A 16978-nucleotide genomic window follows, 5' to 3' on the forward strand; every position below is an offset into this window, starting at 1 on the left:
CGCTCCAGGCCGTCCGCCCACGCACCTCGGAATGCCGTGGGAACCGCTGTCAGGCGCCCAGGCGCTGCAGGGGCACCGGCGCCGCGGCCGCCGTTTCGGCGCCCCAGCGCGCGGCCACCCGGACCGCGTCGAGCGTCGAGGCCACGTCGTGCACCCGTAGGACATTCGACCTCGCACCCCTCCAGCCGGCCCTCGGCATCGTCGCGCACGGCTGCGGGCCTTTCTTGTACTCGTTCTGCGGGGAGGCGGCCTGCCGGGCCGGTGGACATGGAACGGCGGTGCCGGGCCGACTGTCCTCGTCGGTCCGGCACCGCCGGGTCATTTCTGCCGCTCTGCCGGGCCGCTCACCGGTACTCGACGGCCGCGTCCAGCAGCCAGTCGGTCAGGTAGCCGGCGAAGGAGGAACGCACCAGGACCCAGAAACCGGCCCTCGCCTCCTCGCGGGCAACCAGGACGACCTGGGTGCGGGCCAGCGTCGTCTGGGCGCTGCGGCCGGGGCCGAAGGCGCGCGGGTGCAGGTCCAGCGCGCACCCGTGGGCCAGCAGGTCCCGGGCGCGCGGTCCGGCGACCAGAAGGGTGGTGCGCTGGGCGGAGACGTCGGTGACGGAGACCGGTTCGTCTCCCGCCGCCGAGCGGATCCGGCTCTCCAGGTCCCGCTGGGTACCGGGCCGGCCCACCACCAGCCATTCGTCGGGGCCGAGCCACACCACGGTCACGTCCCCCGCGTGCACGACGGTGTCGGGTTCCAGGGGCAGCTGGAGTCCCAGGGCGAGGCCGACGGCGTCCGCCGCCGGGCCCTTGGCGTCGAGCCGGACGTCGATCTGCGCCAGGAAGGGCAGTTCGGCCAGGCGGATCGCGCCCCGGGAGGAGCGCGTCGCGGCGGCCAGTCGGTGGGCGGCATGCGCCAAGGGGCTGCGCTGCCGTGCGGTCAGGGCGGTGTCAGCCATCGCGGCGGGCTCCCTCGGGGTCGTAGAGGACGGGGCTTGCGACGGTCACCGGGACCAGCCGGTCGCCGACGGGTGCGTAGAGGCGTTCGCCGATGCGGTCCCGGCCGCCCTTGACCAGGGCGAGCGCGAAGGTCCGGCCGAGCGCCGCGCTGCGGTAGCTGGAGGTGACGTGACCGAGCATCGGCACGGGCGGGGCCGGCAGTTCGCCGTCGGCGACCAGGTGGGTGCCCTCGGGCAGGAAGAAGGCCGGGTCCTCGGGGAGCAGGCCGACCAGGTGCTTGCGGTCGGGGCGGACGGTGTCGGCGCGGGCGTAGGAGCGCTTGCCGATGAAGTCCGGCTTCTTCTTCGACACCACCCAGCTCATGCCGAGGTCCTGCGGGGTGACCGTGCCGTCGGTGTCCTGGCCGACGATCGGGTAGCCCTTCTCGGCGCGCAGGACGTGCATGGTCTCGGTGCCGTACGGGGTGATGCCGTACGGCGCGCCGGCCTCGTACAGCGCCTCCCACAGGGTGACGGCGTCCCACGGCGACACGTTGATCTCGTAGGCGAGTTCGCCGGAGAAGCTGATCCGGCACACGCGCGCGTCGATGCCGGCGACGGTCGTCTCCCGCCACGCCATGAACGGGAAGTCGTCGTTGCCGACGGCCAGTTCGGGCGCGAGCGAGCCGAGGACCGCGCGGGACTTCGGGCCGACCAGGGCCACGGTGGCCCACTGCTCGGTCACGGAGGTGCAGTGGACCCGGAGCTCGGGCCACTCGGTCTGCAGCCACTCCTCCATCCAGTCCAGGACCGCCGCCGCATTGCCGGTCGTGGTGGTGACCAGGAAGCGGTCCCGGGCGAGCCGGATGACCGTGCCGTCGTCGAAGACCATCCCGTCCGGGCGGCACATCACGCCGTAGCGGATCATGCCGACCTTCAGGGTGCTCATCATGTTGGTGTAGAGCAGGTCGAGGAAGGCTCCGGCGTCCGGGCCCTGCACGTCGATCTTGCCGAGCGTGGAGGCGTCCATGAAGGCCACGCCCTCGCGGGCGGCGCGGCACTCGCGCAGTACGGCGGTCTCCATGTCCTCGCCGCCTCGCGGGTAGTACCAGGGCCGCTTCCACTGGCCGACGTTCTCGAAGAGCGCGCCGCGCTCGACGTGCCAGTCGTGCAGGGCGGTGGTGCGGACCGGATCGCTCAGCGCACCGCGGTCGCGGCCGGCGAGAGCGGCGAAGGAGACGGGGGTGTACGGCGGCCGGAACGTGGGCAGGCCGAGCGCCGAGATGTCCACGCCGAGGAGTTCGGCGACGACCCCGCTCGCCAGGACCCCGGCCGTCCTGCCCTGGTCGCCTCCGGTACCGGCGGTGGTGTAGCGCTTGGTGTGCTCCACCGAGCGCAGGCCCGCCCCGGTCGCCCGCGCCAGGTCGTCGACCGTGACGTCGCGCTGAAGGTCGACGAAGCGGGGGGCACCGATGGAGGTGGGGATGGTGAACACGTGCGCGGGCGGGGTGTACGGCTGGGCCGCCACGGCCGGCAGGGCGGGCACCTCGGCGGTGTAGCCCTCCGCCTCGACCGCGCGGGCGCCGGCCTGCGCACCCTGGGCGAGGACCGTCGCGAGGTCGAAGGCCCCGTTCGCGCTGCCCGCGACCTCCACCGCCTGACGGCAGGTGTCCGGGACGAAGGCGCCGAGCACCTCGTCGTGGCGGAGCTTGCCGCCCGCCTGGCTGTACAGGTGCGCGACCGGGTTCCAGCCGCCGGAGACCAGGAGCAGGTCGACGGCGAACTCCCGCTGTCCGGCGGACTCCCCGAACGGCGCGACCGTCACGGCGGTGAGCCGGTCCGCGCCCTCGGTGCCGGTCACCGCGTGCCCGGCGAGCACCTCGATCCCGGCGGACCGGGCACGCTCCGCCCACGGTCCCGGCTCGGGCCGGGTGTCGACGATGGCGGCGATGTCCACGCCCGCGGCCGCCAGGTCGAGTGCGGCGACGTAGGCGCTGTCGTTGGTGGTGAACACGACCGCGTGCCGGCCGGGCAGCACGGCGTACCGGTGCAGGTACGTCCGGGCGGACGCCGCCAGCATCACGCCGGGGCGGTCGTTATCCCCGAACGCCAGCGAACGCTCGTGGGCGCCGGTCGCGAGGACCACGCGCCGGGCGCGGATCCGCCAGACGCGCTCGCGGGAGACGTCGGTTGGGGCGTCGGCGCCGAGGTGGTTGGTGCGGCGCTCGACGGCGAGGAGGTGGTTGTCGTCGTAGTACCCGAAGACGGTGGTGCGGGCGAGGACGCGCACCTCGGGGGCGGCTTCGAGCCGTGCGCGCGTCGCCTCGGCCCAGTCGAGGTGCTCGCCGGTGCCGAGCAGGCTGCCGCCGGGTTCCGGCTGGTCGTCGGCGAGGATGACGCGGGCGCCGCTGCGCGCTGCCGCCGCTGCGGCGGCGAGGCCGGCCGGCCCCGCGCCGACGACCAGCAGGTCGCAGTGGGTGTGGACGGCGTCGTAGCGGGCGGGGTCGGGTTCGGTGGCGAGGCGGCCCTGGCCCGGGAGGCTGCTCGCGACCAGGCCGTCGTAGAGTTCGACGGTCGTGGCGGGGAGCATGGGCTCGGGGAAGGGAGCCTCGATCTGGATGACGGCGTTGGGTTCTTCGACGCCGGCGGAGAAGATGCCCCGGGGGCGGCCCAGCTTGATGCTGGTGGCGGCCTGGATGACGCCGTTGGCGAGGAGGGCGGAGGCGAGGGTGTCGCCGCGGTAGCCCTGGTATGCGATGCCGTCGAAGGTGAAGGTGAGGGGGGTGTCGCGGGCGATGCGGCCGCCGGTGGGGGTGCGGAAGGGATGGTCGCCCCCGCCGCCCCTACCCGTCCCGTCCTCCAGGGGCGCTGCCCCTTCGACCCCGCCAAGGGGCTCTGCCCCCTGGACCCCCGTCGGCCCTGAAGGGGCCTCGTCCTCAAGCTCCCCCAGAGGGGGTACCCCCAGACGGGTTGGTACAGCCAAGACCGGCTGAGGAGTCACCGGCCGCGGCTCCACCGTCTCCGGGCGCGACTCCCCCACCTTGTAAACGGCGAGGATCTCGTTCGTCGCCGTGTTCCGCACCGCGTTGAACCACTTGCGGCAGCCCGCCGCATGGCTCCACCGCTCCGCGAACGGTCCCTTGGGGTTGTCGCGGAAGAAGAGGTAGCGCGCCCACTCCTCGTCGGTGAGGGCTGCGGGGTCCTCGGGGTAGGGCACATGGGCCTGGCCACCGTAGTGGAACTCGGCCTCGTCACGGGGCCCGCACCACGGGCACGAAATGAGCAGCATGGTTCGGCTCCCTAGTGGGCCACCGCGGCCGCGCCGTGCTCGTCGACGAGCGCGCCGGTGGTGAAACGGTCGAGCGAGAAGGGGGCGTTCAGGGCGTGGGGGGTGTCGTGGGCGATGGTGTGGGCGTAGACCCAGCCGACGCCCGGGGTGGCCTTGAAACCGCCCGTTCCCCAGCCGCAGTTGAGGTAGAGGTTGTCGACCGGGCTGAGGCCGACGATGGGCGAGGCGTCGGGGCTGACGTCGACGATGCCGCCCCAGGTGCGCAGCACATGGGCCCGCGCGAACACCGGGAAGAGCTCCAGGGCGGCCGCCATCTGCTCCTCGATGATGTGGAACGCGCCGCGCTGGGTGTAGGAGTTGTAGGCGTCGATGCCCGCGCCCATCACGAGCTCGCCCTTGTGTGCCTGGCTGACGTACACGTGGACGGCGTTGGACATGACGACCGTCGGGTGCACGGGCTCCAGGAGCTCGGAGACGAGCGCCTGCAACGGGTGGCTCTGGACAGGCAGTTCGATGCCGGCCATGGCGGCGAGGACCGAGGTGTGGCCCGCCGAGCACAGGGCCACCTTGCCGGCCGCGATCGGCCCCAGGGTGGTCTGGACGCCGACCACGCGGTCGCCGACCACGTCGAGACCCGTGACCTCGCAGTTCTGGATGATGTCGATGCCGGCGGCGTCCGCGGAGCGGGCGAAGCCCCAGGCCACGTAGTCGTGCTTGGCGATGCCGGCGCGCGGCTGGTAGGTGCCGCCGAGCACCGGATAGCGCACGTCGGGTGAGGTGTTGACGATCGGGCAGACCTCTTTGACCCCGTCCGCGTCGAGCCATTCGGCGTCGACGCCGTTGAGCCGGTTGGCCTCGACCCTGCGCACGCTGTCGCGGACGTCCTGGAGGCTGTGGGCGAGGTTCAGCACGCCGCGCTGGGAGAAGAGGATCGGGTAGTCCAGTTCCTCCTCCAGTCCCTCCCACAGCTTGAGCGCGTGCTCGTAGATGCCGGCGCTCTCGTCCCAGAGGTAGTTGGAGCGGATGATCGTGGTGTTGCGGGCCATGTTGCCGCCCGCGAGCCAGCCCTTCTCCAGGACCGCGACGTTGGTGATGCCGTGGTTCTTCGCCAGGTAGTGGGCGGTTGCCAGGCCGTGTCCGCCGCCGCCCACGATGATCACGTCGTACGACGGCTTGGGCTCGGGGTTGCGCCAGAGCAGGTCCGGGTGGTCGGGCAGGTCGGCGCCGGGGGTGCGGGGGCTCATCGGGCGTCTCCTGAAGGGCCGGAAAGGTGCGGGTAGAGCGGGTGCTCGGCGGCCAGCGCCTCGGTGCGGGCGCGCAGGGCTGCCACGTCCGGCTCGGGCTGGAGGGCCAGCGCGATCACGTCGGCGACCTCGGTGAAGTCCTGCTCGGTGAAGCCCCGGGTGGCGAGGGCCGGGGTGCCGATGCGCAGGCCGGAGGTGACCATCGGCGGGCGCGGGTCGAAGGGGACGGCGTTGCGGTTGACGGTGATGCCGATCTCGTGCAGGAGGTCTTCGGCCTGCTTGCCGTCGAGTTCGGAGTCCCGCAGGTCGACCAGGACGAGGTGGACGTCCGTGCCGCCGGTCAGCACCTTCACTCCGGCCGCGGCCGCGTCGGGCCGGGTGAGGCGCTCGGCGAGGATGCGGGCGCCGGCCAGGGTGCGGGCCTGGCGTTCGGTGAACTCGGGCGACGCCGCGACCTTGAAGGAGACGGCTTTCGCGGCGATGACGTGCTCCAGCGGGCCGCCCTGCATGCCGGGGAACACCGCCGAGTTGATCTTCTTGGCGAGGTCGGCGTCGTTGGTGAGGATGACGCCGCCGCGGGGACCGCCGAGCGTCTTGTGCGTGGTGGTGGTGATCACGTGGGCGTGCGGGACGGGGCTCGGGTGCAGTCCGGCGGCGACCAGGCCGGCGAAGTGCGCCATGTCCACCATGAGGAGGGCTCCGACCTCGTCGGCGATCCGGCGGAAGGCCGCGAAGTCCAGTTGCCTGGGGTACGCCGACCAGCCCGCGATGATCATCTTGGGCCGGTGTTCCTTGGCGAGTCGCTCCACCTCGTCCATGTCGACGAGGTTGTCACTCTCGGAGACGTGGTACGGCACGACGTTGAGCATCTTGCCGCTGTAGTTGATGCGCATGCCGTGGGTCAGGTGACCGCCGTGCGCGAGGTCGAGGCCGAGGACGGTGTCGCCGGGCTTGAGCAGGGCGAAGAACACGGCGGTGTTCGCCTGCGCGCCCGAGTGCGGCTGGACGTTGGCGAAGCCCGCCCCGAAGACGGACTTGACACGCTCGATGGCCAGGCGCTCGGTGACGTCGACGTGCTCGCAGCCGCCGTAGTAGCGGCGGCCGGGGTAGCCCTCGGCGTACTTGTTCGTCGCGACCGAGCCCTGCGCCTCCATCACGGCGGTGGGGGCGAAGTTCTCGGAGGCGATCATCTCCAGGGTCGACTGCTGCCGGTGCAGCTCGGCACGGAGGGCCGCGTGGACCTCGGGGTCCAGCTCCGCGAGGCGGGTGTTCAGGGCGTTCATACGGCGTTCGCGTTCCTCTCGGCGGCCTCGACGACGTTGGCGAGCAACATCGCCCTGGTCATGGGTCCCACTCCTCCGGGCATCGGCGCGACCCATCCGGCGACCTCGGCGACCTCCGGGTGGACGTCGCCGACGAGCCCGTCCTCGGTGCGGGTGATGCCGACGTCCAGGACAGCCGCGCCGGGGCGCAGCATGTCCTTGGTGATCAGTCCGGGCGAGCCGGCCGCGGCGACGACGATGTCCGCCTCGCGCACGTGCCAGGCCAGGCCCTTGGTTCCGGTGTGGCACAGGGTGACGGTGGCGTTCTCCGACCTGCGGGTCAGCAGGAGTCCGATGGGCCGTCCGACGGTGATGCCCCGGCCGATCACGCAGACCCGGGCTCCGGCGAGCGGGACGTCGTGGCGGCGCAGCAGTTCGACGATGCCGCGCGGGGTGCAGGGCAGCGGGGCGTCCACGCCGAGGACGAGCCGGCCGAGGTTGACCGGGTGCAGTCCGTCGGCGTCCTTGGCCGGGTCCATGCGCGCGAGGACGGCGTTCGCGTCCAGGTGGCGCGGGAGCGGGAGTTGGACGATGTAGCCGGTGCAGGCCGGGTCGGCGTTGAGTTCGTCGACGACGTCCTCGACCTGCTGTTGGGTGGCGTCGGCGGGTAGTTCGCGGCGCAAGGAGGCAATGCCGACCTGGGCGCAGTCGCGGTGCTTCCCGGCGACGTAGGCGTGGCTGCCCGGGTCGTCGCCGACCAGGACGGTGCCGAGGCCCGGCGGGCGGCCGGTCGTGGCCGTCACCTTGGCCACGCGCTCGGCCAGTTCACGACGGATGGCGGCGGCGGTCGCCTTGCCGTCCAGCAGTTGAGCGGTCACCGGCGGTGCTCCTTCTGCACGGTCAGCCACGAAGGCGGGACATGGTCGGGTCGAACAGGGGCTCCTCGGCGACGACGGCCTCGACGTGCTGGTCGAAGTAGCCGATGTGCACAGTGGTGCCAGGGGTGGCCAGTTCCGCCGGGAGCCAGGCGTAGGCGATGCCCTTGCCGATCGTGTAGCCGTACGCGGCGCTGGTGACGTAGCCGACGGCGCGGTCGCCGTCGTACACCGGCTCCTTGCCCATCACGACGGCCTGCGGGTCGTCGATGGTGAGGCAGGTGAGCCTGCGCCGCACGTCGGCCTTGCGCCGCTCCAGCGCCGCCTTGCCGATGAAGTCGTCCTTGTCGGCCTTGACGGCGAAGCCGACGCCGGCCTCGTACGGGTCGTGCTCGTAGGTCATGTCGGTGCCGAAGGAGCGGTAACCCTTCTCCAGGCGGAGGCTGTTGAAGGCGCCGCGGCCGGCGATGATGCCGCCCAGCGGCTCGGCCGCCTGCCAGAGGGTGTCCCACAGCTTCAGGCCCTGGTCGGCGGTGGTGTAGAGCTCCCAGCCGAGTTCGCCGACGTACGACAGTCGCATCGCGATGACCGGCACCGAGCCGATGTAGGCGCGCTTGGCGCGGAAGTACTTGAGCCCCTCGTTGGAGAAGTCCTCGTCGGTCAGCGGCTGCAGGACCTCGCGGGCGAGCGGGCCCCACAGGCCGATGCAGCAGGTGCCCGGAGTGATGTCGCGGACCTGCACCGTGCCGTCGGCGGGCAGGTGGCGGGTGAACCAGTCGAGGTCGAGGTTGCCGTTGGCACCGACCTGGAACAGGTCGCGGGCCAGGCGGGCGACGGTGATGTCGCTGCGGATGCCGCCGTCGTGGTCGAGGAGCAGGGTGTACGTCACCGAGCCGACCGACTTGTCGATCTTGCCGGTGCACAGCCGCTCCAGGAAGGCGGCGGCACCGGGGCCGCTGACCTCCAGACGCTTGAGGGCCGTCATGTCGTACATCGCGACCGTCTCGCGGGTGACCTGGGCCTCGGCGCCGACGATCGGGGACCAGTACCGCGCGGCCCAGTCGTTCGGGGTGGTGATGGAACGGCCGTCCACCAGCGCCGCGTTGGCCTCGTACCACTGGGGCCGCTCCCAGCCGTTCGCCTCCAGGAAGAACGCGCCGTGCTCCTGCTGGCGGGCGTGGAAGGGGCTGGTGCGGATCGGGCGGGGGGCACCGGCCGGCTGGAGGGGGTGGAGGATGTCGTAGACCTCGACGAAGTTCTGGCAGTCGCGGGCCAGGACGTACTCCGGGGAGAGCTGGTGCGGCTCGAAGCGGTTGACGTCGCACTCGTGCAGGTCGAAGGAGGAGCAGTAGCCGTCGACCAGCCATTCGGCGACGGCCCGGCCGACGCCCGCGGAGTGGGTGACCCACACGGCCTCGGCGACCCAGAAGCCCTTGACGTCAGGGGACTCGCCGAGCAGCGGGTAGCCGTCGGTGGTGAAGGAGAACAGGCCGTTGATGCCCTCCTCGACCTTCGCCTCCTTGGTCGCCGGGAGCAGGGACCGGGTCTCGGTCCAGGCGTCCTCGAAGTCCTCCTCGGTGAACTTCAGGACCGAGGGCATCTGTTCGGCCTCGTCCACGGAGAGGATGTCGTCGGCGGAGGCCGGCATCGGGCGGTGGCCGTAGTAGCCGATGCCCAGGCCGTCGAAGCGGTCGCGGTAGTAGAGGTCGGCGTCCTGGTGGCGCAGGATCGGGCGGACCGCCTCCTCGGTCTGGCCGGCGAGGGCGGGGACCGGGCCGGTCCAGGCGAGCTGGTGGGCGAGCGGGGTGAGCGGGAGGTTCATCCCGACCATGCGGGCGATCTTCGGGCCCCAGATGCCGGCACAGCACACGACGATGTCGGCGGGGATCTCGCCCTGGTCGGTCACCACGCCGGTGACGCGGCCCTCGCTCTGCTTCACGTCGAGGACTTCGTGGCGGGCGAGGAAGCGCACGCCGCGCTCGGTGGCCCGGCGGATCTGTGCCTCGACGGCGAGGACCGCCTTGGCGAGGCCGTCGGTGGGGATCAGGAGGCCGCCGAGGATCTTGTCGCGGTCGACCAGCGGGTGCCGCTCCACGCACTCGTCGGGGGTCAGCAGGTGCGCCTCGATGCCCCAGGCGGTGATCCAGCCGTGGCGGCGCCGGAGTTCGGCGAGGCGCTCGGGGCTGGTCGCCACTTCGAGGCCGCCGACCTGGAGGAAGCAGGGCTTGCCGTCCACCTCGAGGGAACAGAACTTCTCGACGGTGTAGCGCGCCAGCTCCGTCATGGTCTTCGACGCGTTCGTCTGGAAGACCAGGCCCGGCGCGTGCGAGCTGGAGCCCCCGGTGGCCGGGAGGGGGCCCTGGTCGACCACGGTCACCTCGGTCCAGCCGCGTGCGGAGATCTCGTCCGCCAGGGCCGCTCCCACGACGCCCGCTCCGATGATGACCACTCGGGGTCCCGCCATCGTCCAACCTCCGAACTCGAAACCGGGAGTTGCTTTGTGCGCAACGAGATTCAGGTTGCGCAACTCAATGTGCCTGTCCCGGAAGGGGGTGTCAAGGGGTCCGTGACGTCGGAGAACGCCCCGAAACACGCCCCTGGACACGGCAATGCCCGGCGGGCGGCGCGCACCTGCACGCACCGCCCGCCGGGCATGTCCGACCCGTCCTCCCGACTCGGCCTACTTGAGCCAGGCGTCCACCTTGTCCTTGTTGGCGTCGACCCACTTCTTCGCGGCCGCCTCGTCGGACATCTTGTCCTGGGCGATGTACTTGGCGACCTCGTTCTGGTCGTCGTTCGTCCAGTTGAAGTTCTTCACCAGGTTGTAGGCGGGGCTGCCGGACTTGGCGAACTTCGCGCTGACGATCTTGTTCAGGTCGTACACGGGATAGTCGCAGGCGATCTTCTCGGCGACGGCGTCACAGCCCGTCGTGTACTTCGGCAGCGAGACCTTCTTCAGCGGGACCTCGGACAGGAACCACTGCGGCTCGTAGAAGTAGCCGATCACCCACTTCTTGTTCTTCTCGGCGTCTCGGAAGGACTGGATGAGCGCGGTCTCACTGCCCGCGTACACCACCTTGAAGTTCAGCTTCAGGTTCTTCACCAGCGCCGCGTCGTTGGTGACGTACGACGGGTCGCCGTCCAGGAGCTGGCCCTTGCCGCCCGACTCGGAGGTCTTGAAGTTGGACGCGTACTTGTCGAGGTTCTTCGAGTCGAGGATGTCGGGGTGTGCCTTGGCCAGCCACGGCGGCACGTACCAGCCGATGACGCCCTTGTTGCCGGTCTGGCCGGCGTCGACGGCGGTCTTCTGCTGGGTGATGTACTTCTTCACCAGGTCGTCGTGGCCCCAGTTCTCCAGGATGGCGTCGACCTCGCCGGTGCCGAAGCCCTGCCAGGCGATCTCCTCCTTGAGGTTCTTCTTGGTGACCTTGCAGCCGAGGTTGTGCTCGGCCACGTACGCGACGACCGCCGCGTCCGCCTCGTAGCCCACCCACGGGTTGACCGCGAGGTTGAACGTGCCGCACTTGCCAGAGCTGCCCGCGTTGTCCGAACCCGAGGAGGTGTCGCCGACCTTCGCGCCTCCGCACGCGGTGAGCGTGAGGCCGAGGACGGCCAGGCCGGCCGCGCCGGCTCGCCAGTGTCTTGCCATGGTGTCCTGCTCCTTTAAGCGCTCGCGCGTCGCGCCGCTGCCTGAGTGATCCGGTCGAACATGACTCCGAGCAGTACGATGGCGAGTCCCGCCGCCAGCCCCTTGCCGTACAGCTCTCCCTGCGAGAATCCGGCCACGACGTCGTAGCCGAGGGCCCCTGCTCCTACCAGGCCGCCCACAACAACCATCGACAGCACGTAGATCAGGCCCTGGTTGGTCGCGAGCGTCAGGGCACCGCGTGACATCGGCAGTTGAACCTTGGTGATGATCTGCCAGGTGTTGCACCCGGCGGAGGTGGCCGCCTCCACGGTGGTCTCGGGCACCGCCCGGATACCGTCCGCGATGATCTTCATGGCGACCGGCGCGCCGTAGACGACGGCGGCGACGATGGCCGTGAAGCGGGTGGCGCCGAACAGCGCGAGGAACGGCACGAGGTAGACGAACGGCGGCATGACCTGGGCCGCGTCCAGGCTGGGCCTGATCAGCCGGTCCACGAGCGCGCTGCGCCCCATCCACACACCGAAGACGATGCCGAGGATCATCACCAGCACCGTCGCGACGAGAGTCGAGGCCAGCGTCGTCATGGCGTCCGACCACACGCCGGTGGCGACCAGCAGGCCCACGCACACGGCGGTGGTGATCCCGGCCTTCCAGCCGCCGAGCACCACTGCCAGTGCGACCAGCACCGCGCCGACGAGCCACCACGGGGAGTCGGTGAGCAGCGTCTGGAACGGGTTGAGCAGGCCGTTGGTGAGGGCGTCGCGGAAGGCGTTGGTCAGGCCCGACAGGTTGTCCTGCGCCCAGTTGGTCGCGGTGTCCGCCGCGCTCGCGATGTGGCTGCCGACGGTGCCGTCACCGGGGAAGTCGGCCGCCCACACGTAGGTGTGCGACAGGTGGACGAGAACCGCCGTGACCGCGGCGCCGGCGCCCAGCAGCGGACGCCGCCACTTCACGAAGCGGTTCTTGGAACGCCGCGCGTTCTCCTCGCGCGCGCTGGCCGCGGTCGTGACCCGGTCCAGGACGATCGCCATGACGACGATGGCGAGGCCCGCGTTGAAGGCCGTGCCGACGTCGAGCGACTGCAGTGCCTGGAGGACGTTCACACCGAGACCCGGAGCGTTGATCAGGGCCGCGATGGTCACCATGGCCAGGGCGGCCATGATGGTCTGGTTGACGCCCATCACCACGGTCCGCTTGGACATCGGCAGCAGGACCTTCAGCAGCGACTGACGGCGCGTGGCACCCAGTGAGTCGGCCGCCTCGACCGTCGTCTTCGACACGTTGCGGATGGCGTGCGCCGTGATGCGGATCGTCGGCGGGGCCGCGTAGATCACGGTGGCGATGGTGGCGGACGCGCCGCCGATGAGGAAGAAGAGGGTCAGCGGCGCCAGGTAGACGAAGGTCGGCATCGTCTGCATGAAGTCCAGGAAGGGCGTCATGAGCCGGTTGAACCGGTCCGAAAGACCGGCCCACACCCCGAGCGGGATCGCGAACAGCAGGGCCACGAACACCGCGCACAGGATGAGCGCCAGGGTGTCCATGCTCTCCTGCCACAGCCCCTGCAACCCGAAGAAGGTGAAGCCCGCGACGGCCAGCAGGGCGACCTTCCAGTTGCCCAGGGCCCAGGAGACGTAGCCGGCCAGGCCGACGACGCCGAGCCAGCCGATCTCCGGGACCGGGCGGGCCTCGGACGGCTGGGAGATCAGATGCTGGACGAAGGTCACCAGGTTGTCGATGACCAGCCGGATCTCGTTGAAGAAGTACAGGAAGAGCGGGTTCGAGTTGCGGTTGGCGCCGATGGAGTCGTTGAAGTCGTTGATCCACCGGTGCAGGTCGGTCAGATCGGCCACCGCCAGGGACAGGGTCTGCTTGCCGCGCAGTACGGCGAACAGCGCCAGCCAGACGACGAGGATCGCGCCGATCACCACGGGCCGGCTGACCTTGCGCGCGCCCCGGGCGGGCGCGGCCGGTTCCGCGACCTTTGTTTTCTCGGGCTTCTCCATGGCGACGGTCATCACGCGCCGCCTTCCCGCCCGGCGACCACGGAGAGGATCTCCTCGTCGCCGACGATGCCGAGCAGCTTGCCGTCCTCGACGACCTTGACCGGCTTGTCGGCCGCCAGTACCGCCCGGGTGGCCTCCTTGACCACGACGTCCGGGCCGAGCTCGGGGCCGTCCAGCTCGTCGCCGTCCTCGGGGGCACGCATGATCCACCGCAGGGTGAGCACGTCGCCGCGCGGCACGTCCTTGACGAACTCGCGGACGTAGTCGTCGGCGGGGGCGCCCACCAGCTCGTCGCCGGTGCCGCACTGGACCATCTTGCCGTCGCGCATGATCAGGATGCGGTCGCCCAGCTTGAGCGCCTCGGACAGGTCGTGGGTGATGAACACCATGGTCTTGCCGACCTCGTGGTGCAGCCGGATGATCTCGTTCTGCATGTCGCGGCGGATCAGCGGGTCGAGCGCGGAGAACGGCTCGTCGAAGAAGAGCACGTCCGGGTCGCCGGCCAGAGCCCGGGCGAGGCCGACGCGCTGCTGCATACCGCCGGAGAGCTGATCGGGGTAGGAGTTCTCGTAGCCGGCGAGGCCCACCAGTTCGACGACCTCCAGGGCCCGCCTGGTGCGTTCGGCCTTGCTCATGCCGCGGATCTCCAGACCGAAGGCCACGTTGTCGACCACACGGCGGTGGGGCAGCAGCCCGAAGTGCTGGAAGACCATGGAGAACTTGCGGCGGCGCAGCTCGCGCAGGTGCCTGTCGTCCGCCTCGCGGATGTCCTGGCCCTCGAAGACGACCTCACCGGCGGTGGGTTCGATCAGCCGGGTCAGACATCGCACCAGCGTGGACTTGCCGGAGCCGGACAGACCCATGACGACGAACACCTCGCCCGGCGCCACCTCGAAGTTCACGTCGCGTACGGCGGCGGTGCATCCGGTGCGTTGCATGAGCTCGCGGCGGGACAGACCGCACAGCTCTTCTGAGCCCGGCACCCGGTCGGCCTTCGGCCCGAACACCTTCCACAGATTGCGCACGGATATGACCGGAGTGGCGTCCGAGTCCTGGGGTGTGCCGCGCCGCTGCGGCACCTCGGTCTGTGTTGGGGTCACGATCGACCTCTCTTCGGCGTTCAGCCGCGGAACCAGTGCTGCGGCCGGGGGTGGATGTTCTGCCAGATGTGTTTGGGCTCTCGGTACTCGTTCAGGCCGGTCGGCCCCAGCTCCCGGCCCACGCCCGAGCGCCCGAAGCCACCCCATTCCGCTTGCGGCACATAGGGGTGGTAGTCGTTGATCCACACCGTGCCGTGGCGCAGCCTCCGGGCGACCCGCTGGGCCTTCCCGGCGTCCTGGGTCCACACGGCTCCGGCGAGTCCGTACTCGGTGTCGTTGGCGATGCGTACGGCGTCGTCCTCGTCGGTGAAGCGCTCGACGGTCAGGACGGGGCCGAAGGACTCCTCGTGCACCACGCGCATGTCCTGCCGGCACTCGTCGAGGACGGTCGGCGGGTAGTAGTGGCCGTTCGCGAGAGCCGGGTCGGCCGGCCGCTGTCCGCCGCAGCGCAGTACGGCGCCCTCGGCGAGGCCGGCCGCGACGTACGCCTCGACCTTGTCCCGGTGCTGGGCGGAGATCAGCGCACCGGTCTCGGCCTCGGGGTCGAAGGGTCCGCCGAGGCGGATCCGCCGGGCGCGGCGGACGACCTCGTCGACGAGGCGGTCGTGCAGGGAGTCCTCGACGATCAGGCGGGCGCCGGCCGAGCAGACCTGCCCGGAGTGCAGGAAGACGGCGGTGAGGGCGAAGTCCACGGCCGTCTCGAAGTCGGCGTCGGCGAAGATCACGTTGGGGTTCTTGCCGCCGAGTTCCAGCGCCACCTTCTTGACGGTGGCGGCGGCGGTGGCCATGATCCGCTTGCCGGTCTCCAGGCCTCCGGTGAAGGAGACCATGTCGACGGCCGGGTGCTCGGCGAGCGGCGCGCCCGCCTCGGCTCCGGCGCCCAGGACGAGGTTGGCGGCACCGGCCGGCAGCCCCGCCTCCTCGAGCGCCTTCATCAGCAGGATCGAGGTGGAGGGTGTGAGTTCGCTGGGCTTGAGGACGACCGTGTTGCCCGCGAGCAGGGCAGGGGCGATCTTCCAACTGGCCTGCAACAGCGGGTAGTTCCAGGGGGTGATCAGTCCGCAGACGCCGACGGGCTCGTAGGTGACCCGGCTGACGGCGTCGTCGCGGCCGGTGTCGACCACCCGGCCGGCGTCGGTGCCGGCGATGCCGCCGTAGTAGCGGAAGCAGGAGGCGACGTCGGCGATGTCGTACTCGCTCTCGACCAGGCGCTTGCCGGTGTCGAGGGACTCGGCGCGGGCGAACTGCTTGGCATCGCGCTCCAGGATGTCGGCCGTGCGCAACAGCAGGGCGCCGCGCTCGCGTTCGGGGGTGTGCGGCCAGGGGCCTTCGTCGAACGCGTGGCGGGCCGCGGTGATCGCCGCCTCGGTGTCGGGGCGGGTTCCCTCCGAGACCGTCGCGACGAGCGTGCCGTCCGCCGGGCAGCGGATCTCCCGTTGGCCGCCCGCCACCGGGGCGCGCCATTCACCGTCGACATAGAGATCTGCCATGCGCCGACCCTTCATTCGGAATCCGTTGCGCATTGTGCATTGCTTTGCTTGTGGTGGAACACCTTGTCCGAACGGACGGACAACCGTCAAGGGGGTCTGCGGATCCCGTTTCTACCGCCGGGTCCGTTGCCGCCCCCACCCTTGACCGCGAGGGGCGCGAGCACCCATCTTGTTGCGCATCGCTCACCGTGTTGTGCCATACGCATCGATGGAGGCCCGCATGTCCCCTCTGCCGCAGCCCGGCCGCGAGTACGTCCTCACGCTGTCGTGTCCGGACACCGCCGGACTGGTCCACGCCGTGAGCGGATTCCTCGTGCGCAACTCCGGCAACATCCTCGAGAGCCAGCAGTTCGACGACCGCCTGCAGGGCCGCTTCTTCATGCGGGTCCACTTCGACGTCTCCGATCCGGACATCGGTCTGGAACATCTGCGTCACCGGTTCGGCCCCGTCGCCGAGGCACACGGCATCACATGGACGCTCCGGGACGCCTCCACCCCGACCCGGACGCTCCTCATGGTGTCCAAGTTCGGCCACTGCCTGAACGACCTGCTCTTCCGCCGGCGCACCGGCGCGCTGAACATCGAGATCCCGGCCATCGTCTCCAACCACCGGAACTTCGAGACGCTGGCCGAGACCTACGGCATCCCCTTCCACCACATCCCGGTGACGAGTCAGACCAAGCCGCAGGCCGAGGCGCGTCTGCTGGAGCTGGTGCGGGAGCTGGACGTCGACCTCGTGGTCCTGGCCCGCTACATGCAGATCCTCTCCGACGACCTGTGCAAGGAGCTGGAGGGCCGCGCCATCAACATCCACCACTCCTTCCTGCCGAGCTTCAAGGGAGCGAGGCCCTACGACCAGGCGCACGGACGCGGGGTGAAGCTGGTCGGCGCGACGGCGCACTACGTGACGCCGGACCTGGACGAGGGGCAGATCATCGAGCAGGACGTGGTCCGGGTGGACCACTCCCTCGACCCCGACGACCTCGTCACGGTCGGCCGCGACGTGGAGGCGCGGGTGCTGGCCAACGCGGTGAAGTGGCACACCGAGAGCCGCGTCATGGTGAACGGCAACCGCACGGTGGTGTTCCGCTGAGGGGCACATGGTGAGCGGGCGGGGCCGGAGTCGCTGCACTCCGGCCC

The 16978-nt window shown here is 70.7% G+C and carries 11 protein-coding genes; 1 reads left to right on the top strand and 10 read right to left on the bottom strand.

Annotated features, from left to right (window positions below; genetic code table 11):
• Window positions 1-344: 344 nt before the first annotated feature.
• From ABZ865_RS08000 to ABZ865_RS08045, 10 genes are all read right to left on the bottom strand, one after another.
• The gene (locus ABZ865_RS08000; RefSeq protein ID WP_361225647.1) at window positions 345-947 is read right to left on the bottom strand and encodes a sarcosine oxidase subunit gamma family protein; all 603 of its coding nucleotides are present in this window, start codon (window positions 945-947) and stop codon (window positions 345-347) included.
• Window positions 940-4215: a sarcosine oxidase subunit delta family protein gene (locus ABZ865_RS08005; protein ID WP_361225650.1), complete on the bottom strand. Its 3276-nt coding sequence runs from the start codon at window positions 4213-4215 to the stop codon at window positions 940-942. Before ABZ865_RS08005 ends, ABZ865_RS08000 begins: the two co-directional genes overlap by 8 nt.
• Before the next feature lie 11 nt (window positions 4216-4226).
• Window positions 4227-5459: a sarcosine oxidase subunit beta family protein gene (locus ABZ865_RS08010; RefSeq protein WP_361225653.1), complete on the bottom strand. Its 1233-nt coding sequence runs from the start codon at window positions 5457-5459 to the stop codon at window positions 4227-4229.
• Window positions 5456-6742, bottom strand: coding sequence for a serine hydroxymethyltransferase (glyA, locus tag ABZ865_RS08015; protein WP_361225656.1), 1287 nt, complete (start codon window positions 6740-6742; stop codon window positions 5456-5458). The genes ABZ865_RS08010 and glyA overlap by 4 nt, the downstream gene beginning before the upstream one ends.
• Window positions 6739-7599: a bifunctional methylenetetrahydrofolate dehydrogenase/methenyltetrahydrofolate cyclohydrolase gene (locus ABZ865_RS08020; protein ID WP_361225659.1), complete on the bottom strand. Its 861-nt coding sequence runs from the start codon at window positions 7597-7599 to the stop codon at window positions 6739-6741. Before ABZ865_RS08020 ends, glyA begins: the two co-directional genes overlap by 4 nt.
• A 22-nt stretch (window positions 7600-7621) precedes the next feature.
• On the bottom strand, window positions 7622-10060 hold the full coding sequence (locus ABZ865_RS08025; RefSeq protein ID WP_361225663.1) for an FAD-dependent oxidoreductase: 2439 nt from the start codon (window positions 10058-10060) through the stop codon (window positions 7622-7624).
• 216 nt (window positions 10061-10276) lie between these two features.
• On the bottom strand, window positions 10277-11245 hold the full coding sequence (locus ABZ865_RS08030) for an ABC transporter substrate-binding protein (RefSeq protein WP_361225666.1): 969 nt from the start codon (window positions 11243-11245) through the stop codon (window positions 10277-10279).
• 14 nt (window positions 11246-11259) lie between these two features.
• Window positions 11260-13260, bottom strand: coding sequence for an ABC transporter permease subunit (locus tag ABZ865_RS08035; protein WP_361225669.1), 2001 nt, complete (start codon window positions 13258-13260; stop codon window positions 11260-11262).
• Window positions 13260-14348, bottom strand: coding sequence for a glycine betaine/L-proline ABC transporter ATP-binding protein (locus ABZ865_RS08040; RefSeq protein ID WP_361225672.1), 1089 nt, complete (start codon window positions 14346-14348; stop codon window positions 13260-13262). Before ABZ865_RS08040 ends, ABZ865_RS08035 begins: the two co-directional genes overlap by 1 nt.
• Window positions 14349-14368: 20 nt before the next feature.
• Entirely contained in the window at window positions 14369-15838 is a 1470-nt protein-coding gene (locus ABZ865_RS08045) for an aldehyde dehydrogenase family protein (protein ID WP_361225675.1), read from the bottom strand.
• A 220-nt stretch (window positions 15839-16058) separates the two neighbouring features.
• On the opposite strand from ABZ865_RS08045, the gene purU reads away from it, so the two are divergent.
• Entirely contained in the window at window positions 16059-16931 is an 873-nt protein-coding gene (purU, locus tag ABZ865_RS08050; protein ID WP_361225678.1) for a formyltetrahydrofolate deformylase, read from the top strand.
• The last annotated feature ends 47 nt before the right edge of the window (window positions 16932-16978 follow it).

This window comes from Streptomyces sp. NPDC047085, assembly GCF_040643735.1.
Lineage (GTDB): Bacteria > Actinomycetota > Actinomycetes > Streptomycetales > Streptomycetaceae > Streptomyces.